At 39.2% G+C, this 25861-nt stretch carries 28 protein-coding genes; 27 read left to right on the forward strand and 1 reads right to left on the reverse strand.

Annotation, left to right across the window (positions count from 1 at the left end; genetic code table 11):
* Window positions 1-12: 12 nt before the first annotated feature.
* Window positions 13-981, reverse strand: a complete 969-nt coding sequence (locus JTI58_RS16395) for an asparaginase (protein WP_205442340.1) — start codon at window positions 979-981, stop codon at window positions 13-15.
* Window positions 982-1064: 83 nt separating this feature from the next.
* Between JTI58_RS16395 and prsW the strand changes: the two genes are divergently transcribed.
* The 27 genes from prsW to aroH all read left to right on the forward strand — a co-directional run bounded on the left by prsW (window position 1065) and on the right by aroH (window position 25853).
* The gene (gene prsW, locus JTI58_RS16400; protein WP_004232588.1) at window positions 1065-1739 is read left to right on the forward strand and encodes a glutamic-type intramembrane protease PrsW; all 675 of its coding nucleotides are present in this window, start codon (window positions 1065-1067) and stop codon (window positions 1737-1739) included.
* A 97-nt stretch (window positions 1740-1836) separates the two neighbouring features.
* The gene (gene sleB, locus JTI58_RS16405) at window positions 1837-2652 is read left to right on the forward strand and encodes a spore cortex-lytic enzyme (RefSeq protein ID WP_205442341.1); all 816 of its coding nucleotides are present in this window, start codon (window positions 1837-1839) and stop codon (window positions 2650-2652) included.
* 15 nt (window positions 2653-2667) lie between these two features.
* Window positions 2668-3951, forward strand: a complete 1284-nt coding sequence (locus JTI58_RS16410; protein WP_205442343.1) for a PepSY1/2 domain-containing protein — start codon at window positions 2668-2670, stop codon at window positions 3949-3951.
* 88 nt (window positions 3952-4039) lie between these two features.
* Window positions 4040-4699, forward strand: a complete 660-nt coding sequence (locus tag JTI58_RS16415; protein WP_205442345.1) for a flagellar brake protein — start codon at window positions 4040-4042, stop codon at window positions 4697-4699.
* A 97-nt stretch (window positions 4700-4796) separates the two neighbouring features.
* Entirely contained in the window at window positions 4797-5471 is a 675-nt protein-coding gene (gene cmk / locus JTI58_RS16420; protein WP_205442346.1) for a (d)CMP kinase, read from the forward strand.
* Between the two features lie 102 nt (window positions 5472-5573).
* Complete coding sequence (gene rpsA, locus JTI58_RS16425; protein WP_205442347.1) at window positions 5574-6710, forward strand: 30S ribosomal protein S1; 1137 nt, start codon at window positions 5574-5576, stop codon at window positions 6708-6710.
* A gap of 191 nt (window positions 6711-6901) precedes the next feature.
* Window positions 6902-7348, forward strand: coding sequence for a hypothetical protein (locus tag JTI58_RS24905; protein WP_243456083.1), 447 nt, complete (start codon window positions 6902-6904; stop codon window positions 7346-7348).
* A gap of 451 nt (window positions 7349-7799) precedes the next feature.
* Window positions 7800-9110, forward strand: a complete 1311-nt coding sequence (gene der, locus JTI58_RS16435; RefSeq protein WP_205442348.1) for a ribosome biogenesis GTPase Der — start codon at window positions 7800-7802, stop codon at window positions 9108-9110.
* Window positions 9111-9219: 109 nt separating this feature from the next.
* A complete protein-coding gene (locus tag JTI58_RS16440; protein WP_205442349.1) occupies window positions 9220-10236 on the forward strand; it encodes an NAD(P)H-dependent glycerol-3-phosphate dehydrogenase in 1017 nt (338 codons plus the stop codon).
* Window positions 10237-10460: 224 nt separating this feature from the next.
* Window positions 10461-10673 (forward strand): DUF2768 domain-containing protein, encoded by a 213-nt coding sequence (locus tag JTI58_RS16445; protein WP_004232605.1) that lies wholly within the window; start codon window positions 10461-10463, stop codon window positions 10671-10673.
* Window positions 10674-10695: 22 nt separating this feature from the next.
* Complete coding sequence (locus JTI58_RS16450; protein ID WP_205442350.1) at window positions 10696-11478, forward strand: YphF family lipoprotein; 783 nt, start codon at window positions 10696-10698, stop codon at window positions 11476-11478.
* Window positions 11479-11570: 92 nt separating this feature from the next.
* Window positions 11571-13049 carry a stage IV sporulation protein A gene (spoIVA, locus tag JTI58_RS16455; protein WP_205442353.1) on the forward strand — a complete coding sequence of 493 codons (1479 nt, stop codon included), beginning with the start codon at window positions 11571-11573 and terminating at the stop codon, window positions 13047-13049.
* Between the two features lie 198 nt (window positions 13050-13247).
* A complete protein-coding gene (locus JTI58_RS16460; RefSeq protein WP_004232618.1) occupies window positions 13248-13520 on the forward strand; it encodes an HU family DNA-binding protein in 273 nt (90 codons plus the stop codon).
* A gap of 222 nt (window positions 13521-13742) precedes the next feature.
* Window positions 13743-14312, forward strand: a complete 570-nt coding sequence (gene folE / locus JTI58_RS16465) for a GTP cyclohydrolase I FolE (protein ID WP_205442354.1) — start codon at window positions 13743-13745, stop codon at window positions 14310-14312.
* Window positions 14313-14374: 62 nt separating this feature from the next.
* Window positions 14375-14593, forward strand: a complete 219-nt coding sequence (gene mtrB / locus JTI58_RS16470; RefSeq protein ID WP_004232621.1) for a trp RNA-binding attenuation protein MtrB — start codon at window positions 14375-14377, stop codon at window positions 14591-14593.
* Between the two features lie 264 nt (window positions 14594-14857).
* On the forward strand, window positions 14858-15625 hold the full coding sequence (locus JTI58_RS16475) for a heptaprenyl diphosphate synthase component 1 (protein ID WP_205442356.1): 768 nt from the start codon (window positions 14858-14860) through the stop codon (window positions 15623-15625).
* A gap of 15 nt (window positions 15626-15640) precedes the next feature.
* The gene (locus JTI58_RS16480) at window positions 15641-16345 is read left to right on the forward strand and encodes a demethylmenaquinone methyltransferase (RefSeq protein ID WP_205442357.1); all 705 of its coding nucleotides are present in this window, start codon (window positions 15641-15643) and stop codon (window positions 16343-16345) included.
* Window positions 16346-16364: 19 nt separating this feature from the next.
* Window positions 16365-17339 (forward strand): heptaprenyl diphosphate synthase component II, encoded by a 975-nt coding sequence (gene hepT / locus JTI58_RS16485; protein ID WP_205442358.1) that lies wholly within the window; start codon window positions 16365-16367, stop codon window positions 17337-17339.
* Between the two features lie 86 nt (window positions 17340-17425).
* Complete coding sequence (gene ndk / locus JTI58_RS16490) at window positions 17426-17842, forward strand: nucleoside-diphosphate kinase (protein WP_004232627.1); 417 nt, start codon at window positions 17426-17428, stop codon at window positions 17840-17842.
* A 239-nt stretch (window positions 17843-18081) separates the two neighbouring features.
* Window positions 18082-19230 (forward strand): thiolase family protein, encoded by a 1149-nt coding sequence (locus JTI58_RS16495; RefSeq protein WP_205442359.1) that lies wholly within the window; start codon window positions 18082-18084, stop codon window positions 19228-19230.
* Window positions 19231-19245: 15 nt separating this feature from the next.
* The gene (locus tag JTI58_RS16500) at window positions 19246-20013 is read left to right on the forward strand and encodes a 3-hydroxyacyl-CoA dehydrogenase (RefSeq protein WP_205442360.1); all 768 of its coding nucleotides are present in this window, start codon (window positions 19246-19248) and stop codon (window positions 20011-20013) included.
* Window positions 20014-20084: 71 nt separating this feature from the next.
* Window positions 20085-21710, forward strand: a complete 1626-nt coding sequence (locus tag JTI58_RS16505; RefSeq protein WP_205442362.1) for a long-chain fatty acid--CoA ligase — start codon at window positions 20085-20087, stop codon at window positions 21708-21710.
* 125 nt (window positions 21711-21835) lie between these two features.
* On the forward strand, window positions 21836-22066 hold the full coding sequence (locus tag JTI58_RS16510) for a hypothetical protein (RefSeq protein WP_205442363.1): 231 nt from the start codon (window positions 21836-21838) through the stop codon (window positions 22064-22066).
* 84 nt (window positions 22067-22150) lie between these two features.
* Entirely contained in the window at window positions 22151-22924 is a 774-nt protein-coding gene (locus JTI58_RS16515) for a CheR family methyltransferase (RefSeq protein ID WP_205442364.1), read from the forward strand.
* A 287-nt stretch (window positions 22925-23211) separates the two neighbouring features.
* The gene (gene aroC / locus JTI58_RS16520; RefSeq protein ID WP_205442366.1) at window positions 23212-24393 is read left to right on the forward strand and encodes a chorismate synthase; all 1182 of its coding nucleotides are present in this window, start codon (window positions 23212-23214) and stop codon (window positions 24391-24393) included.
* Between the two features lie 3 nt (window positions 24394-24396).
* Entirely contained in the window at window positions 24397-25488 is a 1092-nt protein-coding gene (aroB, locus tag JTI58_RS16525) for a 3-dehydroquinate synthase (RefSeq protein WP_205442367.1), read from the forward strand.
* Window positions 25485-25853 (forward strand): chorismate mutase, encoded by a 369-nt coding sequence (aroH, locus tag JTI58_RS16530; protein WP_205442368.1) that lies wholly within the window; start codon window positions 25485-25487, stop codon window positions 25851-25853. Before aroB ends, aroH begins: the two co-directional genes overlap by 4 nt.
* The last annotated feature ends 8 nt before the right edge of the window (window positions 25854-25861 follow it).

Here is a 25861-nt window from a genome sequence, read left to right on the forward strand (position 1 = left end):
GATACTTTAGCTTTACAGGAAGAAGTCCTTTAAGTTTAAAGGCGTGCCTGTTGTGTTAAGGCCTATTAATAATTTTAATCGTGCCTTTTGACCATTGATACCTGTGGCAAATATTGCGCCTAAGTCTTCGAGCATTTTACCGCCACCCACATAGCCATAAACACCTTCTGCAATACCATTAAAGCAGCGGGAAACTAGTACTACTGGGATGTCTCGCTGTAAAAGGCTTTCAATACCCTTTACAACAGATGGTGGGACATTCCCTTGGCCTAGCCCTTCCAGTACAACGCCATCATATTTGCAGGCAAGCACGACATCCAATAAATCTTCTTCCATACCCGCATACACTTTTAACATCGCTACACGCTTGGATAAATTGTTCACATCTACATATTGTCGACGAATTGGTGCATGATGGAATAAGATGCGTGATTTTGTAATAATTCCAATCGGTCCGTATTGTGGAGATTGGAAAGTATTTACTGAACTAGTGCTTGTTTTTGTTGTGTTAACAGCAAGATGAACCTCATCATTCATCACAACAAGCACACCTTTATCACGGGCTTCTTCATCAACGGCTACTCGGACTGCTTCCACTAAATTATAAATCCCATCTGCTCCTAGTTCGTTAGATGAACGCATGGCACCTGTTAGCACAATCGGAATGGCTAAGTTCGTTGTTAGCTCTAAGAAATAGGCGGTTTCTTCCAATGTATCCGTACCGTGTGTGATGACCACACCGTCAATTGGTTGTGCGTCAATTTGTTCCATAATCAAGTTACGTAATAAGAGCATTTCTTTCGGTGTAATATGTGGAGAAGGAAGGTTAAAAGCTTCTATTTCGATGATGCGGGCTAGTGAAGCCAGTTTATTACTTTCCTTCATAAGAGGATTTTCCTTATTTGGCATGACCGCTCCTTCATCACTCATCGCCATGGAGATTGTGCCGCCTGTATGAATTAATAAAATTGTCTTTTTCATAAAAAATAAATCTCCTTTTAAAAAGTTTTTTTGTCATTACATGGTATAATAATAGCAGTCTATTGTTGAAAGGAGCCGGCATCATGATCATTTTATTATCTGCTGCCATTGCTCCCGGTCTAGCGCTTTTTAGTTATTTCTATTTGCGCAATCAGATGGCTACGGAGCCAAGAAGAACTTTACTACAAACGTTTTTATACGGCGCATTTTTAACGTTCCCTATCATGTTTTTACAGTATGTATTAACAGAGGAAGGGGTTTTTCGATATCTTTATCTTCAAGACGTACTTTTTTCTAGTGTCATTGAAGAGTTTTTTAAATGGTTTGTACTATTAATTGCCATCTACAATCATATAGAATTTGATGACCCTTACGATGGTATATTGTATGGTGCCAGCATTTCACTTGGCTTTGCAACGATTGAAAATGTTCTTTATTTACTGTCATTTGGCTTGGACACTGCCTTCATGCGAGCCTTATTACCAGTATCAAGTCATGCTTTATTCGGGGTCGTAATGGGCTATTATTATGGACGTGCTAAGTTTTCAAAACTTGTTAAGACAAAAGAAATGATTGCTATGGCGCTTTGTGCACCAGTCGTACTTCACATTCTATACAATACAATATTATCATTCAAAGGTCACTGGGTTTATTTAATGATTCCTTTTATGTTGTTTTTATGGTGGTTTGGCTTGCGCAAAGTAAAGCTTGCTCATTATCATCTGGTGCAACATCTGCATATGCAAAAGAAAATATAAAGCGTAGAAATCGTCAAAGATTTCTACGCTTTATTTCTTTTTTATCATGTATAAATTACTTCTTTTGTTTCAAGCTATAAAAAAAGGAGTGATAAAAGTGCGTTTAGTAAGCATACTTTTTGCTTTGATATTAGGAATTAGTATAATTGCGATTCCTCAAAACGATGCGAATGCATTTAGCGATCAGCAAATTACTCGTGGTGCCTATGGAGATGATGTCGTTGAATTGCAGGCAAGGCTACAATACTTAGGTTTTTATAAGAGTAAAATTGATGGCAAATTTGGCTATAACACATACTGGGCTTTACGTAATTTCCAAGAGAATTATGGATTACCAGTAGATGGCATTGCTGGCACGAAGACAAAAAAAGCGTTAGCGGGCTATTCGGATTATGATGAAAAATGGGTGAAGGCACAATTAAATGCAGGGAATCAATTTACTTATTATGGTGGTAAGCCACTTGATCAGCAAGTGAAAAAAAATACGAGTGGTGGAAGTGGCAACAGCAGTGGAAGTACCAATAATAATGGCACAGAGACACAAGTTCCTCCCAAATATACAGAACGTGATTTACAGCTAATCGCGAATGCGGTATATGGAGAGGCTAGGGGAGAACCTTATGAAGGGCAAGTAGCAGTTGCAGCGGTTATTTTGAATCGTTTGGAAAGCCCAGATTTCCCGAATACCATTTCAGGTATCATTTTCCAACCATTGGCATTTACGGCCGTTGCAGATGGTCAAATTTGGCTTGAGCCAAATGAGCGAGCAAAAGAAGCGGTTATTGATGCTATGAACGGCTGGGACCCTTCTGAAAATGCATTGTATTATTTCAATCCAAAAACAGCAACGAGTAAATGGATTTGGTCACGTCCACAAATTAAACAAATTGGAGAGCATATTTTCTGTTCATAGAAAGGAGGAACATAGATGAAAACTTGGCTCGTGGTCTTAACGATCGCCGTTATTGGGTTAGGGGCATACAGTATTGATTTACACGGAGATAAAGAAGATTTACAACGTACCGTGCTTGCACAGTATACAGATAAGTTAACTGATGCATCTGAGAAACTTTCCCATCTTCAGCGCTCAGTATCACAATCCCTGTTGTTTCAAGACGAGCAGGCGATTCACAATGAGCTAGATTCGGTTTGGCGTTTAAGCTCAGAAGTTCGTTCTTCTATTGCGAATATTCCAATTGGACAAGAACTTTCGAGTGAATGGATGAACTATCTAGGGCGTCTTGGCGATGAAGCAAAAAGGACAGCAAAAACAGGTGATTATGAGGCTTGGCGTGAGAAAATGCCTAAGGTTTCAACGAATTTACAATCTCTTTCGGATGAATGGACAGCAGCAACCGTCGATTTTTATAAGCATGATGGAAAAATGGATGTTTGGCTACAGCAGGTAGATAATAAAAATCCAAATACCCAATTTGATACTGTAAAAGATACGCTAAAAGGCTACGGCGAAAAAGATTTCCCGTTAACTTTATCGGAATCTGATTGGCAGAAAAAAATTGAGTTAAAGGCATTACAGGATGCTGTTATTACCGAAAAAGAAGCATTAGAAAAAGTGAAATACTTATTCCCAATCATTAAAGATGCAACATTTACAGTCACAAAAAGTAGCGATACAGCACCATATCCTTTCTACCATATCCAATTCCATCAAGGAATACGACTAGGCTATGTTGATTTAACAGAAAAGGGTGGACATTTATTATCCTATTTAGTAGAACGTCCTGTTGATGAAGCGAAATTATCACAAGAGGAAGTCATGAAAAAAGCTCAGGAATATGTAAAGAAATTAGGCATGAAAGATGTAGCCTATGTGGAATCTCGTGAAAATCATCAAGCTTGGCATGTGACATTTGCTCGAGTCCATCCTGGAGATAATGCGTTAATCTACGCTGATGGTGTTCAATTGAAAGTAGCGAAAGACACAGGCGAGCTGTTAGGTGCGAATGCAATGGAGTATATTCAAGAAGAGAATATTAAGAAGCAAACAGCTAAGCCCATTGATTGGAAAACATTCTTCCAGGACGATATTCAAGTACAAGAGGTAAAAAATATTTACACAGATAATGGGCAATTTGAGCAACGTCTTTGCTATGAGGTTATTGCATTGCGTGATGGTAATACACAGGAGACATTTAGAATAGTCATTGATGCGGAAAACCATAATGTATTAAAAGTGGAATATCTAACTTAACTTAACATGAAAATACTACCAATTGATATAGCCAAAATAAACTTCTCGTGAGATAATTAAACTATATTTTTCGCACGGGGAGATGCTCATGGAAATAAAAATTGGTACACATTTACAACTTGAACCAACTTATACAGAGCGCTTGGAGAAATTCCGCTGTAAAGTTGTAGAGCAGAAAGATAATATTCTATATATTGATTATCCGGTTAATATGGCAACAAAGAAAACGGCATTTTTAATAGATGGCTCAGAATTTAGAGCAACCTTCCGTACTGAGGATAAACAATCCTTTGCTTTTAATACAGAGGTAGTTGGCCGTAAAGCAGGTAATATACCAATGATTATGTTGCATTGTCCAACACCAGAAGAGTTTATAAAAATTCAGCGACGAGAATACGTTCGTGTGGAAACACCTGTAGATGTTGCTATTCAGTTGAAAGACTATAAATATCAGCTCGTGACTGTGGATATTAGTGCAGGAGGCTTAGCAGTCATGTTGAAAGGTCAAGTAGCTTTCAATGAGGGTGATGAAGTAAAATTAACCATCGTATTGCCTTTTGCCAACGGAGAAGTCAAATATGTCATTACGGATGCGTTGATCGTGCGTATTTTTGAAAAAGACGATAAACGCATTGCGACAATCCGGCTAACGGATACAGATGACGTCGATCAACAGCATATTGTACGTTTTTGCTTTGAACGCCAATTAGTCAATCGTCGTAAAGAAATGAATCCTTTTAATGATTAATGTTCATCATGAATATTTTGTTGAAGCCCTCTCCTGGTAGAGGGCTTTTTTGGGGTTATATGATACAATATGAGGTGACAGAAAGTGGGGAAGAATTATGAAGAAAAACATTCAAATTGCGATAGACGGGCCTGCTGGTGCCGGCAAAAGCACGATCGCTAAAATTGTTGCTGAAGCACTTGGATTTACTTACATTGACACAGGCGCAATGTATCGAGCAGTTACGTATAAAGCGATGCAACAAAACATACATTTAGATGATGAAGCAAAATTGGCAGAGATGCTAGAAGTAAGCACTATAGAATTAAAACCATCCCCACAGGGACAGCTTGTCTTTTTAGATGGTCACAATGTATCAGCGGAGATACGCTCCAATGAGGTCACTTCATCAGTCTCTCAAGTAGCTGCCCATGCAAAAGTTCGTGAGCTATTAGTTGCCCAACAGCAAAAGCTTGCAGCTAACGGTGGGGTTGTCATGGATGGTCGTGATATTGCTACACATGTCTTAAAGCATGCAGAGTTAAAGATTTTTATGTCTGCAACAGTAGAGGAACGTGCTAGACGACGCTTGATTGATAATCAAAAAAGAGGAATTGACTCCTCTCTTGAAAAACTTCAGGAAGAAATTGCGCTACGTGATAAAAAGGATAGTGAGCGTGAAGCATCGCCACTTATTCAAGCTGAAGATGCTCTATTTTTAGATACAACAGCATTGTCCATTGATGATGCAGCACAAGCTATTTTAAAATTAGCAGAAGAAAAAATGCTATAAATCCTAAAATTTCAGACATTTTTTGAATTTAAAGGATTTATTTTTGTCTTTGTCTTCAATATCGAATAAAATAGTAAGGGAAGATGCGAAGGAGGGTTACATATGTCTGAAGAAATGAACTATGCAGAACAAACGTTTAACGAAGGTGATATCGTCAAAGGCATTGCCGCGCAAGTTGATGAAAAGGCAGTATCTGTATCAATTCCAGGGGCTCCATTTGATGGTATTGTTCCGATTAGTGAATTATCTAGCTTACACATTGAGAAAGCGTCTGATGTTATCTCTGTAGGAGATGAATTAGAGTTGATGATCACAAAGGTAGAAGAAGAAAACTTTGTTCTATCAAAACGTAAAGTGGATGCTTTAAAAGCATGGGATACACTGGAACAGCAATTTGCCGCTGCAGAAATTTTCGAAGCGGAAGTAAAAGATATTGTTAAAGGTGGTCTTGTCGTAGATTTAGGTGTACGTGGCTTTGTACCAGCATCGCTTGTAGAGGACTACTTTGTCGATGATTTTGAAGGCTATAAAGGGAAATCATTAAGCTTTAAAATTGTTGAGCTTGATAAGGACAAAAATCGCCTGATTTTATCTCATCGAGCAGTGGTAGAAGCAGAAAAAGCTTCACAAAAGAAAAATGTTATTAATCAAATTAAAGCTGGCGAAGTATTGGATGGTAAAGTACAGCGTCTAGCATCATTTGGTGCATTCATCGACCTTGGCGGTATTGATGGCCTTGTACACATCTCACAAGTATCGCATGAGCATGTGAGTGATGTGAGTGAGGTTTTAGCTGAAGGACAAGATGTAAAAGTAAAAGTTCTGTCAGTGGACCCAGAAAATGAACGTATTTCTTTATCGATCAAAGAAACTATTCCTGGACCATGGTCAAGTATTGAAGACCGTGCAGCCAAAGGCACTATTTTAGACGGTAGAGTGAAGCGTCTTACTTCATTCGGTGCATTTGTGGAAGTATTCCCAGGTGTTGAAGGTTTAGTGCATATATCGCAAATCGCGCATAAGCACATTAACACGCCACATGAAGCATTAAAAGAGGGACAAGAGGTACAGGTGAAGGTACTTGATGTCAATGCTGACGAAGGCCGTCTAGCCCTAAGTATTAAAGAATTACTAGAAAATCCAGAAGCAGAAGAAGTAATCGATTATGAATTACCTGAAGAGAACACAGGCTTCTCATTCGGTGATGTCATTGGCGATAAACTGAAAAACTTTAAATAATGTATAAAGCGAGGATGCATGAATGTATCCTCGCTGTTTTTATGGTTGAAATGGTGGATAGAAGGTTTGAAAGGGAGAGAACCTTTAAAGTGTTGGATAGGATTCTAAAAGTGAAGGATAGCAGGTAAGAAGCGGATAGAAGCTTTGAATCGGAGGATACAACTCTAAAAGTAGGGGATAGAACCTTTAAAGTGTTGGATAGAATTTTAAAAGTGAAGGATAGCAATAAAGAAGCGGATAAAAACTTTGAATTGAAGGATACAACTCTAAAAGTAGAGGATAGAACCTTAAAAGTGGTGGATAGAATTCTAAAAGTGAAGGATAGCAATAAAGAAGTGGATAGAAGCTTTGAATCGGAGGATACAACTCTAAAAGTAGCGGATAGAACCTTAAAAGTGTTGGATAGGATTCTAAAAGTGAAGGATAGCAATAAAGAAGTGGATAAAAACTTTGAATCGGAGGATACAACTCTAAAAGTAGAGGATAGAACCTTAAAAGTGTTGGATAGGATTCTAAAAGTGAAGGATAGCAATAAAGAAGTGGATAGAAGCTTTGAATTGAAGGATACAACTCTAAAAGTGGCGGATAGAACCTTTAAAGTGTTGGATAGGATTCTAAAAGTGAAGGATAGCAGGTAAGAAGCGGATAGAAGCTTTGAATCGGAGGATACAACTCTAAAAGTAACGGATAGAACCTTTGAATCGGAGGATACAACTCTAAAAGTAGGGGATAGAACCTTTAAAGTGTTGGATAGGATTCTAAAAGTGAAGGATAGCAATAAAGAAGTGGATAGAAGCTTTGAATTGAAGGATACAACTCTAAAAGTAGGGGATAGAACCTTTAAAGTAGCGGATAGAATTCTAAAAGTGAAGGATACAAATTAAAGTAAAAGATAGAACGCTTAAATTGAAGAATAAAAACTCTAAAAATAGCGGATAAAACCTTCGAAACACCTAATAGAACTCTCAAAAAAAGGGATAACACCTTTAATAGCCATACATAGCGTTCTACATTATGGATATGATATGATATAATGGCATTTTTCGTGTATAATAGCGAAAGACAAGAAGTTGGAAGGATGAAGTACAGATGACGAAACCAGTAGTAGCCATCGTAGGTCGTCCGAACGTAGGTAAGTCGACGATTTTTAATCGTATCGTTGGAGAACGTGTTTCAATTGTGGAGGATATCCCAGGCGTAACACGTGATCGTATTTATAGTTCGGCAGAGTGGTTGACACATGATTTTAATATTATTGATACAGGTGGGATTGAAATTGGAGACGAGCCGTTTTTAGAGCAAATTCGTCAACAAGCTGAAATTGCCATTGAAGAAGCAGACGTTATTATTTTTATGACAAATGGTCGTGAAGGGGTAACGGCAGCAGATGAGCAAGTTGCTAAAATTTTATACAAAACAAAAAAACCAGTCGTATTAGCAGTCAATAAAATCGATAATCCCGATATGCGTGAAATGATTTATGACTTTTATGCGCTTGGCTTCGGTGAGCCTTGGCCAATCTCAGGTTCTCACGGCTTAGGTTTAGGAGATTTATTAGACGAATGTGCGAAACATTTCCCGAAAGAAGATGAAGAGCAATATGGTGATGATGTCATTAAATTCTCTTTAATTGGTCGTCCGAATGTTGGGAAATCCTCTTTAGTGAATGCTTTCTTAGGGCAGGATCGTGTTATTGTAAGTAATATTGCTGGGACAACACGTGATGCGATTGATACGCCTTATGCATATGATGGACAGGAATATGTCATTATTGATACGGCGGGTATGCGTAAAAAAGGAAAAATCTATGAAACAACGGAGAAATATTCTGTGTTACGTGCGCTACGTGCCATCGAACGCTCAGACGTTGTTTTAGTAGTACTGAATGCAGAAGAGGGCATTCAGGAGCAAGATAAAAAAATTGCTGGCTATGCGCATGAAGCTGGGAAAGCTGTGATCATCGTTGTGAATAAATGGGATGCCATTGAAAAAGATGAAAAAACAATGAATGTCTTTACGCAGCAAATTCGTGAGCATTTCCTATTTTTAGATTATGCACCGATTATTTTTGTGTCGGCGAATACAAAACAGCGTGTTCATCAAATTTTACCGATTATCCAACGTGTAAGCGAGAATCATGCGATGCGTATTCAGTCTTCTATTTTAAATGAAGTGATTGAGGACTCAGTGGCTCGTAATCCTGCGCCGACAGATAAAGGTCGTCGTTTACGTATTTACTATGCTACCCAGGTAGCGATTAAGCCACCAACATTCGTTATTTTTGTGAATGAACCTGAGCTTATGCATTTCTCATACGAACGTTTCTTAGAAAATCGAATTCGTGAAACCTTTGACTTTGAAGGGACGCCAATTCGTTTAATTACACGTGCGCGTGCTTAAGGTAATAGCTATACACATACAATACGCCAACCCGACATATTTGTTGGGTGGCGTCTTTTTACAAGAAAAGAATTTATTATAGACAACCCAACAAAGGGAGGATTTTGTTATGGAAAAAGTTTGTGTGTTAGGGGCAGGCTCATGGGGTACTGCACTGGCAATGGTACTAGCGGAAAATGGACATGATACGCTTGTATGGACACATAGAGCTGAGCAGGCAGAAGAAATCAATCAACTGCATACGAATAAAAAATATTTACCAGAAACCATTCTACCTGTAAATTTACATGCGACGAGTGATATGGCGAAGGTAGCTACTCATGCAGAGACCATTGTTGTGGCTGTTCCCACAAAAGCAATTCGCGAAGTATGCGAGAAATTAACGGCTGAATTAACAAAAAAAGTGTTGTTTGTCCATGTATCGAAAGGAATTGAGCCTGATTCTTTAAAACGAATATCTGAAATTTTAGCAGAGAGCTTACCGGCTGAGTATGTGGAAGAAATCGTTGTTCTTTCTGGGCCAAGTCATGCAGAGGAAGTGGTGTTACATCATCCTACAACGGTTACTGCAGCTTGTGCCAACATCGATGCTGCTGAAAAGGTACAGGATTTATTTATGAATCAATTTTTCCGCGTCTACACAAATGAGGATATCATTGGTGTAGAAATAGGAGGAGCGTTGAAAAACGTCATCGCTTTAGCTGCGGGGATTACAGATGGCTTGAATTATGGCGATAATGCGAAAGCGGCACTTATTACGCGAGGTCTTGCTGAGATTTCACGTTTAGGCGTAAAAATGGGTGGGAATCCATTTACGTTCTCAGGGCTTACGGGTATGGGGGATTTAATTGTAACTTGTACAAGTGTCCACTCCCGAAACTGGCGTGCGGGAAATCTGTTAGGGCAAGGCATGAAGCTACAAGAAGTGCTGGATCAAATGGGCATGGTTGTAGAGGGTGTACGTACTACAAAGGCAGCCTATCAGTTAGCAGAAAAATATAATGTGGCTATGCCGATTTCCACGGAACTTTATAGTGTTCTATTTAATGATGTTGAACCGAAAGTGGCAGTCGATGCCTTAATGATGCGGATGAAAAAACGAGAAATAGATGATATGAAGCATTAATATTAATTTTTTGATTAAACTTGTCATAAAACGGACATAAATAAGGTGTCTCAACGAATCTGTTGAGACGCCTTATTGTGTGCTGCTAGTTGAATAGGGAATGCATTGTAAAAGAGTTGTCCATTTCTTGATAGTTATGGGACAACTATTTCTTTTTAGCAAAAGCACATAGTATAATATACTTTGATTGTGTCTGGACATTGAAAGAAAGGTGGTTATTTGAAATGGGCCCGTTAGCTCATATGCCTGCACTGGATGTAATGTGGGTGTCATTTTATTGCATCGCATTTATGATTATATCAGTCGGCTTAATTTATTTAGCTCGGAATAAGATTTCAAATGTATTTTTACGAACGGTCGTAAATTTATGTGCATACATACTGTTTGGACTTGGCACATTTTTAATGGTACTAGTAGTTGCCACATGGCCAGCATAAAAAATAATGAGGTGTCAGTAACATGAAAAAACTAAGTGCTTTGCTGTGGGTATTTGCAACCGCCATACTGTTAGTAGGATGTGCGTACCCAGAAGACGAAAAAAGGGCAAAGGTCACGCCTGATGTCGACCAACTAGCTGCAGTTCAACGTGCCGTGAATGAATACCGTGAAGCAACCGGTGGACTAGTACCAATTAAAAATAGCGAGCTAGATACCGATATCTATATCAAATACTTAATCGATTTTGAAAAACTTATGCCGAAGTATTTGACGACGATTCCTGGAAATGCCTATGAAAAAGGTGGTATATATCAATATATCATTTGGGATCCTGAAAATGATGCATCGGTCAAATTAGTAGATTTAAACGCGGCAGAGCGTATACGTGAAATAGGTATTCGTAAATTATCTACACAGTATTTGCCAATAAAAGGGTCAATAGCGGAAAATGTTTATCAAATCAATTATAAAGATTTAGGCTATAAAACAGATGTGACTGTAAAAAGCCCCTATTCTGGCGTCGAGTTACCACTTTTCATGACAGGTGATGGTGAATTACATGTTGACTATGCTGTGGATTTAGGACAGCTTTTAAAAGAGGATAAGCCTAATGTAAAGCCTGGTGATGATATTCGCCAATTACTTGTCGACAAATATCCTGTGGTGCCTGCCTATTCTATTCCCTATACAGTGGACGAGAATGGAGAACCAATCTATGATATGGAAACATATAATGCGGATGTCAAAAAGGCGAAAGAGCGACAAAAACAAGAGGCAGAAGCCGCCGAGAAAAAAGAACAATAGCAAACAAGCTCCTTACATTTGTGAGGGGCTTTTTCATATTTGTCTACAGGCTCGCATATAGTGAAAAAGCGTAGATAAAGGAGGCAGAAACCTTGAGTGAAGCAGTATTTAGAGAAATTGCAGAGCGCACAAATGGCGATGTTTATATTGGTGTTGTCGGTCCAGTACGTGTAGGTAAATCAACATTTGTAAAAAAGGTAATGGAATCAGTCGTGTTACCAAATATTGTGGATGAAACGGAAAGAATGCGAGCACAAGATGAGTTGCCACAAAGTTCTCCGGGGCCAGTCATTATGACTGCTGAGCCGAAGTTTGTGCCTGCCCAAGCAACCCGTATTGTGGTCGGAGAAGATGAAATGCCATTCCAAATTCGTTTAGCAGATTGTGTTGGTTATATTATTGATGGGACAAAAGGCTATGAGGATGAAAATGGACCAAAATTTGTTCATACGCCTTGGCATACAGAGCCTATCCCATTTCAGGAAGCCGCTAAAATTGGCACTGATAAGGTAATTCGTGATCATGCGAATATTGGTATTGTCGTAACGACTGATGGTACGGTTAACGGAATTAGCCGCCGTGCCGCAGAGAAGGCAGAAGAGGAAATTGTGGAGCAATTAAAAGATATCGGCAAACCTTTTGTCATCTTACTCAATTGCCAAATGCCTGCGAGAGAAGAAACAGTTCAGCTTCGCAATGAATTGTTTGAACGTTACAATGTTCCCGTTATTGCGATGTCCATCGATCAAATGAGAGAGACGGATATTCAATATATTTTACAAGAGGCGTTATTTGAGTTCCCAATTCGTACAATTGAGGTGGAGAAACCAGACTGGCTGGATGTGTTAGATGCCACTCATCCATTAAATGTTGCATTGATTGATTCGATGGAGGAAGTACTTTCTTCTGTGATGAAAATTCGAGATGTGCAACAGGCGTCAGATGCCTTTAAAGCCATTGACTTTATTGACCAAAGTGAAGTTGTTCATGTAGATGCAGGTATTGGAACGGCTGTGATTCGGGTATCCCTACAGGGTGAATTGTATAAATCAGTTTGTAATGAATGGCTAGAGGAGCCGATTGAAACGAAAAAAGATTGGTTACTCTTTATCAAAGAGGCGTCAGAGGCGAAAGAAGCTCAAAAACGCTTTAAAAGTGCTATTCAAGATGCTGATACGACGGGTTATGGCGTGACATTGCCGATGATGCAGGAATTTGAGCCAACAGCCCCAGAGCTAATTAAACAAAATAATTTCTTTGGCGTACGAATGAAGGCGAAAGCACCATCTTACCATATTATTCGAGTTGACATGGAGTCAGAATTTGCACCATTAATTGGCTCAGAATTCCATAGTCAGCAACTTCTAAAAGATTTAAATCATGCTTATTTACATGATCGTGATGCGCTATGGAATACACAACTTTTTGGCACACCATTACATGAAGTATTAAAAGAAGGGATACGATATAAAATGGATGCTGTCCCAACTACTGCCAAAAAACGGATGCGTCAAACGATTGAACGTATGGTCAACGAAGGTGATCGTGGTTTAGTAACATTTATTTTATAGTGATAAAATTCAGAAAAAATGCAAAAAATATACGCAGGGCTTTTCGTTTTTATGCGAAAAGTCCTTTTATTTTTGTTTTTTGGGTGAAAAACTGATTTTTTGGTTATAATCATGTATGAATACAGTTGCGTAGCGGTTTTCTATGTGTTACTCTTTTTACAGAATTGGTTCATGACCCTTTGAGAGGAGGTGAATGGTGTGAATAAAACAGAATTAGTAAACTCTGTTGCTGAAGCTGCAGGTCTTTCTAAAAAAGACGCTTCTAAAGCAGTTGAAGCTGTATTTGATACAATTCAAGATGCTCTTGCAAAGGGTGACAAAGTACAATTAATTGGTTTTGGTAACTTTGAAGTACGTGAACGTGCGGCTCGTAAAGGTCGTAACCCACAAACTGGTAAAGAAATCGAAATCGCTGCTAGCAAGGTGCCTGCTTTCAAACCAGGTAAAGCGCTTAAAGACGCGGTAAAATAATACACGTCTAGTAGTTACATAGAGCAGTCTTCATGTTAACGAACATGGAGGCTGCTCTTTTTAACTTTAATTTGAAATTTACATAACAATAATATACAGGGATTTGCTTCTCTAAAAGCGAATTTCTGATGAATCAAGTAAGTCATTTTGCGCTTACCTTTTGGATGTGCTACGATGCATAGGGAAATGTGTAATGTTTTGATATGCAGGAGGGTTTTTTGAATGTCGAATATTGATTTATTGAAAATAGAAGAAGCAGTAAAAATGATTTTAGAAGCAGTAGGTGAAGATGTAAATCGTGAAGGTTTATTGGATACGCCGAAGCGTGTAGCAAAAATGTATGCTGAAATGTTCAGCGGCTTGCATGAGGATGCTAAAGATTATTTTAAAACGGTATTTCATGAGGATCATGAAGAATTAGTGCTTGTCAAAGATATTCCTTTTTATTCGATGTGTGAGCATCATCTAGTACCTTTCTATGGCAAAGCACATGTAGCATACATACCAAATGACGGCGTTGTTGCTGGGCTTAGTAAATTAGGACGTGCTGTGGAAACGATTGCGCGCAGACCCCAACTACAAGAGCGTATTACCTCTTCAGTAGCGGACACAATTATGGAGATGCTTGCGCCTAAAGGTGTTTATGTTGTGATCGAGGCTGAGCATATGTGTATGACGATGCGTGGTTTAAAAAAACCTGGTTCCAAGACAGTAACATCTGTTGCACGCGGTATTTATGAGGAAGATGAAGTGAAACGTAGAGAAGTGCTGTCATTTATTCAAATGTCTTAAATTGCATGTCTAATTATGTTATGATGAACTAAGAATTTGTCGGATTTAAGGAGTGTACAAAGATGTCACAAGATTATATTGTTATTCAAGCAGAAGAAGATGGTGTACATGTCATTGGATTAACGCGTGGAACAGATACGAAATTCCATCATTCAGAGAAATTAGATGCCGGCGAAGTAATGATTGCTCAATTTACAGAACACACGTCTGCCATGAAAATACGTGGTAAAGCACAAATTCATACAGCACATGGCGTGATTAATAGCGAAGCGAAAAAATAAGAATTCTGGTTTCTAACAATCGTTTTTAATGCTGTTTAGCATATAATAAGCACATATAAAAACACTAGATGTGAAAAACTGAGTATAAGGTTTATGGGCAGTTAGCATCCCTACATTCAATTATGGGAAAGCTTTACTGCCTGTCCTATGAAGAAAGCAAATTTTTTTTATTCCGCATCGTTGCGTATGCTATAATGACTCAGTAAGCAAGCGTTAAGCCTTGGATAGGGCTAACGTATCTGAAAGTGAAATGGAGTAAGGTCTATGAATGCAACATACATTCAAAATTCAATTGCACAGTTAAAAACAGAGATTTTCATGGATGTTCGTCATAGAACTTTGCAAAAATACACAGGTGTACCTGTGCTAGATGAAAATCAATTGTTTTATTTGTTAATCCCGTTTTTGAATGGTGAAGAGTGGCAACAAGAGCAACAAGAGGCTGCAATTACTGTTGGCATAGTGTACGCAGCATTAGCGGCTCACGATCATATAAAAGAATTAGATGCAACATCAAAAGAACAGCAACTTACCGTTTTAGCTGGGGATTTTTATAGTGGTCGTTATTATGAAATATTAGCGATGTCAGGGAATGTCGCATTGATTCGAAACTTGTCACAAGGCATTGTGGCACGATGTGAAAACCAGATTAAAGTTTATGAAAATGAACAACGTACAATCGAACAGTGGTATGCGTCGATGAGTACGATAGAATCCGGGTTAATTGCTCAATTTTTTGATCTTTATTCTTTCAGTGAATATATACCACTTATAGAAAAAAGCTTATTAATCTTGCGTTTAGAAAAAGAATGGACAGCTTATCAACGTGGGCAAATGTCTTTAATGGGTAAGGCACTTGAAGATAGTGTCAGACGAAATGGCGCAACCTTTAATAGCGTCATCCAAGGAAAAATTGTGCATTTAAAAACAGAGCTATCACAGATCATTCATCATGCATCCTTTTTACAAAGTGATATCAAACAAGCTTTACATGCACATGTAGAGGCATCCATTGCTTCTACTAACGGATAAGAGAGGTTTTTCAAAATGGCTAAAACGAAAGAAGAACACGTTCACGAAGTATTTGAGAGTATTTCGGAAAACTACGATAAAATGAATGGTGTAATTAGTTTCCAGATGCATGTTGGCTGGCGTAACGATACGATGAAGCACATGGCTGTAAAACCTGGATCAAAGGCACTTGATGTATGCTGTGGCACGGCAGACTGGACAATCGCATTGGCAGATGCTGTTGGAGAAAGTGGAGAAGTAAAAGGGCTGGACTTTAGTCAAAACATGTTGAAAGTTGGCGAAAAAAAGGTAGAGCCATACCCACAAATTGAACTAATTCATGGAAATGCGATGGAATTGCCTTTTCCAGATGATACGTTTGATTATGTGACGATTGGCTTTGGTCTTCGCAATGTACCTGATTATTTACAAGTGTTGAAGGAAATGCATCGTGTTGTTAAACCAGGTGGTATGGTGGTGTGTTTAGAAACATCACAATCTGAAATTCCTGGTTATCGTCAACTGTTCCGTTTTTATTTTAAATATATAATGCCGATATTTGGTAAAATATTTGCGAAAAGCTATAAGGAGTATTCTTGGCTTCAGGAATCTGCGAATGATTTCCCAGGTATGAAGAGGTTAGCGGCATTGTTTCAGCAAGCAGGATTAGAAAAAGTAACGTACAAAGCATACAGTGGCGGGGCTGCGGCAATGCATATGGGCTTTAAAAAGGTACGTTAATGGGGGAAGGTTTTCACACGTGGAAAAGATGAAGTTAAAACTACTCTATTCCGATTTGAAATCAGATATCGATATCATTGAACGAGAGTTAGAAAAAGCGGTGGACTCATCTTCATATTTGATCAACGATGCTTCTCTCCATTTATTACAAGCTGGTGGCAAACGGATACGACCAATTTTTGTGTTACTAGGTGCAAAATTTGGTGATTATGACATTGAGAAGATGAAGGATGTAGCAGTACCTTTAGAACTCATTCATATGGCATCGCTTGTACATGATGATGTCATTGATGACTCCAATATGCGAAGAGGACGCCCTACTGTCAAATCACAGTGGAATAACAGGGTAGCGATGTACACAGGCGATTTTATTTTCGCACGTGCACTGGAATATATTACGAAGTTAGAAAACCCGCTTGTTCATCAAATTTTAGCCCGTACGATGGTGGAAATTTGTAACGGTGAAGTCATTCAAATTGAAGATAAATTTAGATTAGACCAAGGTTTAAAAGATTATTTTAGAAGAATAAAACGAAAAACAGCATTACTTATTTCCTCCAGCTGTGAGCTAGGGGCTGTGGCGGCAGGAGTGGATGCTAAAACAGTGCGACATTTAAAGCGCTTCGGCTACTTTGTGGGCATGAGCTTCCAAATTATCGATGATGTTTTAGATATCATGGCAACCGATAAAGAACTAGGGAAGCCAGCAGGTAGTGATTTATTGCAGGGCAATATTACTTTACCGATATTATTGTTAAAAGATGATCCGGAGATGCAACCTTACTTAGTCAAAGTTTTTGCAGGCACATTAACAGAACCGGAACGTCAAAATATGTTGCAATATGTGCGTAAATCTCATGCAATTGAGCAAGCTAATCGTATGAGTGATAAATATTTGAAAAAAGCCTTACAGGAAATTGATGCTTTACCAAAACATCCCGTAAAGAAAAAACTGCGTGATGTAGCATTGTTCATGGGTAAGCGCAAATTCTAGCTTTTTGTTGTACAAAGGCTCATTTTTTGTTAATATTTATCGGTAGGTGTAAAACCTGTTAGACGAATTTAAGGAGTGTTTTAAACATGGCAATTGAACAAACTTTTTTAATGGTTAAGCCTGACGGCGTTGAACGTCAAGTAATCGGAGACATCGTTGATCGTTTCGAACGTCGCGGTTTTGTAATGAAAGGTGCTAAATTAATGGTAATTCCTAAAGAATTAGCAGAAAAGCACTATGCTGAGCATGCTGAGCGTCCATTCTTTGGTGAATTAGTTGATTTCATCACTTCTGGTCCTGTATTCGCTATGGTATGGGAAGGCGAGAACGTAATCAAGCTTGCTCGTACAATGATGGGTGCAACGAAACCTGAAGAATCTAACCCAGGTACAATCCGTGGTGACTACGCAACAACTGTTTCTCACAACATCATCCACGGTTCTGACTCTCTTGCTTCTGCAGAGCGCGAAATCGGCTTATTCTTCGGTGAAGATTTAGTTTAATTTCGAATAGATTAGGCAATCTCAATTTTGGGATTGCTTTTTTTATTGTCAAAAAGGTGGGCTGGGTAGTGTGCAGCATATTATTCCAACAAATAATCTATTCCTAGATACATATAGAATTGTTAAAAACTTCTTACTCATGTACAATAAATAATGTAATATTCTGATAATTAAGTTAGGAATAGTTTAGTAGACTCGTCAATACACTGTGAGGATGACGAGGAAAAGGGGTTATGAACATGAGAGAAGTGGTAATTGTAGCAGCTGTGAGAACTGCTGTAGGTCGAAGTCGGGGTGCGTTAAGTCAAGTTCGAGCAGATGATTTAGCAGCGGATGTGTTACAGGAGGCTGTAAAACGTGCAGGGATTGAGAAGGCACAAGTAGATGATGTCATTTTGGGCTGTGTGACGCAAACAGCTGAACAAGGGGCAAATATTGCGCGGACCTCATTATTAATGGCTGGTTTCCCGGATAGTGTGCCAGGGGTAACCATTGATCGCCAATGTGGTTCAAGCCAACAAGCCGTACACTTCGCAGCACAGGCCATTTTAGCGGGGGATATGGATATTGTCATTGCTGGTGGTGTAGAAAGCATGTCAAGAGTACCGATGGGCTCAAACATGCAACATGCACATGCTAGTAAACGCTTACAGGAAAATTATGATATTATCCATCAAGGATTATCAGCAGAGAAAATCGCCTCCCAATGGTCTTTATCGAAAGCACAGTTAAATAGCTATGCTTATCAAAGCCATCAACGGGCGCTTTCTGCCATTGAAGCGGGTCATTTCCAAGCTGAAATACTACCTATTCAAGTTCCACAAGAAGATGGCTCTGTGACAACATTTGCTGTTGATGAGGGTCCTCGTGCAGAAACAACCGTTGACATTTTAAATGGATTAAAAACTGTTTTTCAAGAGAATGGTGTGATTACTGCGGGCAATGCGAGCCAAATGAGTGATGGGGCATCAGCTGTAGTCGTGATGGCATTGGATAAAGCACAAGAATTGGGCATTCAACCACTCGCTAAAATTGTGACAAGAGTGGTCGTGGGCTCTGATCCAACATTAATGCTAACAGGGCCAATCGAGGCTACTAGAAAAGCATTAGAACGGTCAAGTCTCAACATAGAGGATATCGACACATATGAGGTAAATGAAGCCTTTGCACCTGTGCCGCTCGTATGGCTGCATGAAATAGGAGGAGACCCACAGAAACTCAATCCTGATGGTGGAGCAATTGCACTGGGACATCCATTAGGGGCAACGGGTACGAAATTGTTAACGACGATGCTTTATCGCATGGAGCGCGAGAATTTTCGTTACGGCTTGTTGGCGATTTGTGAGGGCATGGGAATGGCCAATGCCACGATCATTGAAAAAATGTAAAAGGGGATATGTCTGATGAAAGAACATGAAGTGGTGGCCGTCATAACAGGGGGTGCCTCAGGTTTAGGAGAGGCAACCGTTCGTAAACTGATAGGACAGGGTGGCAAAGCGATTATTTTTGATGTCAATGATGAGCGTGGACAAGCTCTAGTGGAGGAATTAGGTCAAAATGTCCTTTATGCACGAGTGGATGTCACAAAGGAAGAGGACGTGGCGGCAGGCCTTGAGCAGGCTGTTGCAGCTTTTGGTAAGGTCAATGTTGCGGTGAACTGTGCTGGCATTGCAGATGCGAGTAAAGTTATTTCCAAGCGTGGTATACATGCCCTTGCTCTATTTGAAAAAGTGATTGCTGTTAATTTAGTTGGTACGTTTAATGTCATCCGCCTAGTTGCGGATAAAATGCAGCATAATGAGCCAAATGAGGATGGACAACGTGGCGTCATTATTAATACCGCGTCTGTGGCTGCATTTGATGGGCAAATTGGACAAGCTGCTTATAGCGCGTCAAAAGGTGGGGTAGCGGCGATGACGTTACCGATTGCAAGAGAGCTTGCGGAAATCGGTGTCCGTGTGATGACCATTGCGCCAGGATTAATTGAAACACCGATGTTTGCTTCGTTACCTGAGCCTGCAAGAACGGCTCTTGCTCAAATGACACCGTTTCCTAAGCGACTTGGTAAACCTTCGGAATATGCCCTTTTGGTTGAAAGCATTATCCACAATGGCTTGTTAAATGGAGAGGTCATTCGTCTAGATGGTGCCATTCGTATGCAACCTAGGTAACGGCAAAATCTAGTTTAAATAGTTTTAGTCTTGATCGTTTCAAAAAATCGTAGATGAAGGGAAGCGGTATAATGCATATGATGGATACACCCTTATTATTAACAAGTTTTTTGAATCGCGCAGAACGATTTTTTCACTCAAAGAAAATTTATTCTCGAACAAGCGCCACTACTATTCATGAGTTCACGTATAAAGAATATGTCAAACGGACTCGCCAATTAGCTGATGCTCTGACGAAGCTAGGAATGGAGCGAGGAATGAAGGTGGGCACATTTGCTTGGAACCACCATCGCCATTTAGAAGCCTATTTTGCTGTACCATGTGCAGGAGCAGTACTGCATATGATTAATATTCGATTAGCCCCTGAGCATATTGCCTATGTCATCAATCATGCTGAGGATGAAATTTTATTAATAGATGATAATCTAGTGCCATTGATTGCACCAATCGTATCACAGCTGAAAACGGTCAAGCATTTTATCATTATGGGCGACGCTGTTGCAGTAGAATCGATGCCGATTCCCAATGCTCTTTCCTATGAAGCGCTACTTGCAGAGGCAGATGAACAGTTCACATTCCCAGAAGAATTAGATGAAAATACACCTGCAGGCATGTGCTATACAAGTGCAACGACAGGTATGCCAAAGGGAGTTGTCTATACACATCGCAGTATTGTACTCCACAGTTTAACAGCAGGTCTTGCTGACAGTATTGCGATTTGTGAGTCAGATGTGGTGTTACCTGTTGTACCAATGTTTCATGCGAATGCATGGGGATTACCATTTGCAGGTGTCGCATTTGGTGCTACACAGGTTTTACCGGGTCCAATGTTTACACCACAGCTATTGCTTGAGTTATTTGATGTGTATAAAGTCACGTTGACAGCAGGTGTACCGACAATATGGCTGGGCGTTCTACAGGAGCAGCGCCAAAATCCTCGTGACCTATCGTCTATGCGATTAATTGTTTGTGGAGGATCTGCCTCACCAATTGGTCTTGTCCGAGGCTTTGAACAAGAACTTAATATCCCGTACATGACAGGCTACGGTATGACCGAAACATCACCGCTTGTAAGCCTATCCACGTATTTAACACATATGGAGGATTATACGGCTGATGAAAAAATGAATGTTCGGATTACACAAGGCATGACGATGCCTCTTATTGATACACGGATTGTCAATGAAAATGGAGAAGTGCCTTGGGATGGCAAAACGATGGGAGAGCTAACGATCAGAGGTCCATGGATTGCCAATGAGTACTATCATGATGAACGAACGGAAGAAGCCTTTAAGGACGGCTGGCTCTACACAGGTGATATTGCCGTGATGACAACAGATGGCTATATAAAAATCACCGACCGTACAAAGGATTTAATTAAGAGTGGCGGCGAATGGATTTCTTCAGTAGAGCTTGAAAATGCATTAATGTCCCATCCAAAGGTCTTTGAGGCGGCTGTTATTGCCATTCCACATGAAAAATGGCTGGAGCGACCATTAGCCTGCGTTGTAGCAAAGCCAGAATTTAAGGATTCGATTACTAAAGAGGAGTTACTAGAGAGTCTACAGCAACAATTCCATAAAACGTGGATTCCTGATGATATTGTCTTCATTGACGAGGTACCAAAAACGTCTGTAGGCAAATTCTTAAAGGCTAAATTACGAGAAGATTTAAAAGAGTACCGCATACAAGTCTAACGTTAATGGATAGAATGAGGGTGGTGAAAAACTACCTTCATTTTTTATTGGAATAAATTCCTGAAAAATGAAACTATTTTTTCCATTTTGCCGTATAATCTTAGTAACGAAAGGATGTGGACGGATTGTCAATTGCCATTGTAGCGATAATTGGAGGCGTCATTATTTCTCTAGCTGGAATTTTTACAGACGCTCTTACAAGACAACAAAAAATAAAACTGAAGGCTGTTGAAAAAGAAGTAGAATTAGAAAAGCTTAGGTTAGAAACTTATACGATCGAAACAGAAAAAATGCGCCTTGAATTAGAACAGTCGAAAGTATTACTTTTAGAGGAAAAACAAAACGCAAGCAAGTAGATGAGTATACATGAGAAAGACTATTTCAGGATTGGGACTTTTCCGCTATAATGGTAATACGACGCTAGAGGGGAAGATGACCATATGTCTGATTATGAACAGTTTATAGAAGGTATTAAGCGCAAAACAGGAATAGATTTAGCGTTATATAAAGAAGCGCAAATGAAAAGACGATTAACCTCTCTTTATGAGAAAAAGGGCTATCGTAATTTTGTAGACTTTCTAAAGGCACTTGAACAAGATCGTGATTTAATGAATGAATTTTTAGATCGTATGACGATCAATGTTTCTGAATTTTATCGCAATGGAAAGCGCTGGGAAGTATTACAAAAGAAAATATTTCCGAAGCTCTTACAAACAAATAAGCGTTTAAAAATTTGGAGTGCTGCTTGTTCAACAGGAGAAGAACCATATTCTTTAGTAATGGTATTATCTCAATTGGTGCCTTTATCTCAAATTCAAATTATTGCCACTGATTTAGATGAGAATGTGATACAAAAAGCGAAGTTAGGTGTCTACCCTGAACGCTCTTTAGCCGAGGTGCCAAATGACATTAAAGCAAAGTATTTTGAACAAGAAGGCTCCTTCTATCGTGTGAAGGATGAAATTAAGCGTTGTGTAACCTTTAAGAAACATAATTTATTGAATGACTCTTATGACAGCAATTATGATTTAATTGTTTGTCGCAATGTCATGATTTATTTTACAGAAGAAGCGAAAGATCAAATTTATAATAATTTTAGTAAAGCACTACGCAAGGACGGCGTTTTATTTGTTGGATCGACGGAGCAAATCTTTAATCCAGCACGTTATGAATTTGATGTAGAAGACACATTCTTCTATCGCAAAAATAATTAATAATATGGATGAAAAGCTTTGTACAAATGACACAATTAGTCATGTACATATAGTTGGCCAAGCATTAAACATAGATATTTCATACGCTTTTCGCTTATCATAAGCAAAGGCGTATTTTTTATAAAGTTTAGCTAGTGTTTTTTTATAACTGCCGTTCAGAATATTCACATTTAGATCTATGAAAATGGTAGGTACTTAAAAGACATTTGTAAAAGGACTGTTTTTTTAAAGAATATATGTTATAGTGAAAAATACATACTTTAGCGAGTTGAAGGGAGAAAGTGTTTATGCGTTACTTAACAGCAGGTGAGTCACATGGACCTCAATTAACGACAATTATTGAAGGTTTACCGTCACTCTTACCCATTACAGCAGAAAAAATTAACCACGATTTAAAACGACGCCAAGGAGGTCATGGACGTGGGCGCCGCATGCAAATCGAAACAGATACAGTAGAGATTGTTGCGGGTGTTCGTCATGGTCAGACACTTGGTTCTCCTGTTGCGCTCGTTGTCACAAACGATGACTGGAAGCACTGGACTAAAATTATGGGAGCTGAGCCATTGGCTGATGATATCAATCCTGAAGATATCAAACGTCAAATTTCACGACCTCGACCAGGTCATGCCGATTTAGTTGGGGGCATGAAATATGGTCACCGTGATTTACGGAATGTATTAGAGCGTTCCTCTGCACGTGAAACAACTGTACGTGTAGCAGTTGGATCAGTGGCAAAGGCTTTACTTAATGAACTAGGCATTTCCATTGTTGCACATGTTACAGAGATAGTGGGAATTAAGGCAGATACATCTTTAGTAGAAGGAAAAACAACAGAAGAAATTCGTGCCATAGTTGAAGCTGATCCTTGTTACTGTGTAGATCCAGTAGCCTCTGCCAAAATGGTTGAGGCCATTGATGAAGCAAAAAAAGCTGGTGATTCTATTGGTGGAGTTGTAGAGGTTATTGTAGAAGGCATGCCAGCAGGTGTAGGTTCTTATGTACATTATGATCGTAAGCTTGATGCCAAACTTGCAGCAGCTATGCTATCCATTAATGCTTTTAAAGGTGTAGAATTTGGACTTGGCTTTGAAATGGCACATCGTAAAGGTTCTGAAGTGCATGATGAAATTATTTGGTCTGAAGAAGAAGGCTATACACGTGCAACCAATCGACTTGGTGGCTTAGAGGGCGGTATGTCTACAGGTATGCCTATTGTAGTACGTGGTGTGATGAAGCCAATTCCTACTTTATATAAACCATTACAAAGTGTAGATATCGAAACAAAAGAGCCGTTTAAAGCAAGCGTAGAGCGCTCTGATAGCTGTGCAGTACCTGCAGCATCTGTAGTTGCAGAGCATGTTATTGCCTGGGAAATAGCGAATGCTATTTTGGAGCAATTCCATAGTGATCAACTACCTCAATTACAAGCTCAAATTGACGAGCATCGTCAATATGCAAAGGGGTTCTGATTTATGCGTGTACCAGTGGCAACAAAATCGCATCAATATGAAGTTGTTCTTGGTCATCAATTTCTAACTGAAGCTGTGGAGGCATTTGCTGATAAACTTCAAAAAGCAGATAAGCTCTTTGTGTTTACAGATAGCAATGTATGGGCTGCACAGGGAGAGTACTTCAAAGCAAATTTCCCTTATCATTTTGAGGTCTTTATTTTGCCTGGTGGTGAAGCATGCAAAACCTTTGAACAATACAATGCTGCTCAAACATTTTTATTGGAACAAAAATGCTCACGAAAATCATTTATTTTTGCCTTTGGAGGAGGAGCAGTTGGTGATTTAACTGGCTTTGTTGCGGCAACCTATATGCGAGGGATTCCGTTTATTCAAATTCCAACAACCATTCTAGCACATGATTCCGCAGTCGGTGGAAAAACAGCTATTAATCATCCACTAGGAAAAAATATGATTGGCGCATTTTATCAGCCTGAAGGTGTGATTTATGATACAGCGCTTTTAGAAAGTTTATCAGAGCGTGAGGTGCGTTCAGGAACAGCGGAGTTAATTAAGCACGCCATGATCTCTGACTCAGCTTGGTTAGAGGAATTAATGACAGCAGATTCTGTAATTCATTTTAATCAAAATGAACTAGCAAAGCAGCTGAAAAAGGGAATTGAAGTGAAAGCGCAAATTGTAGCTGAGGACGAAACAGAGCAATCCGTTCGCAAGTTTTTAAACTTAGGCCATACATATGGACATGCTATTGAAGCAGCTGCGGGTTATGGTAAAGTGGCACATGGTGAAGCTGTTATGATTGGGCTTGTCTACTGTCTTCTTTTAAGTGAACGATATGGAGAACTAGATCGAACGTTCACTCAAGCTTTTTTACAGTTTGCAGTGAAGAATGGCTATCCTTTTGAGGCTGTAAATGATTATTCATTTGAACAATTAACTAGCTACTTAATGAAAGATAAAAAAGCGGAATATGGCATTTTACAATTTGTTCTTCTAGAAAAAATTGGTAAACCTTTTGTGAAAGCCATTGATATAGAAGAATGTAAAGAAATAGATGCTGAATATAGACAGTTATTAGCGGAGGTGCTTGTATGATTCGTGGACTTAGAGGAGCAGTAACAATTGAATCTGACAAGCCAGAGCTTGTATGGGATGAGACAGCAAGATTAGTGCGTGAGGTTGTGGCAGCAAATAATGTGGAGATTGATGATATTGCATCAATCCTTATTTCTACAACGCCAGATATTACCTCAGCATTTCCTGCTCGTGCAGTACGTTTGATGGATGGCTGGCAATATGTCCCTGTTATGTGTACACATGAAATGGATGTGCCAGACGCATTACCATTATGTATTCGTATATTAATTCATGCGAACGTAGAGGTAGCCCAAAAAGATGTAAAGCACTTGTATCTCAATGATGCAGTGAAATTAAGACCAGATTTGGCTCAGGCTAAATAAGTAGAGGA

The organism is Lysinibacillus fusiformis (assembly GCF_016925635.1).
Taxonomy (GTDB): Bacteria; Bacillota; Bacilli; order Bacillales_A; family Planococcaceae; genus Lysinibacillus; species Lysinibacillus fusiformis_F.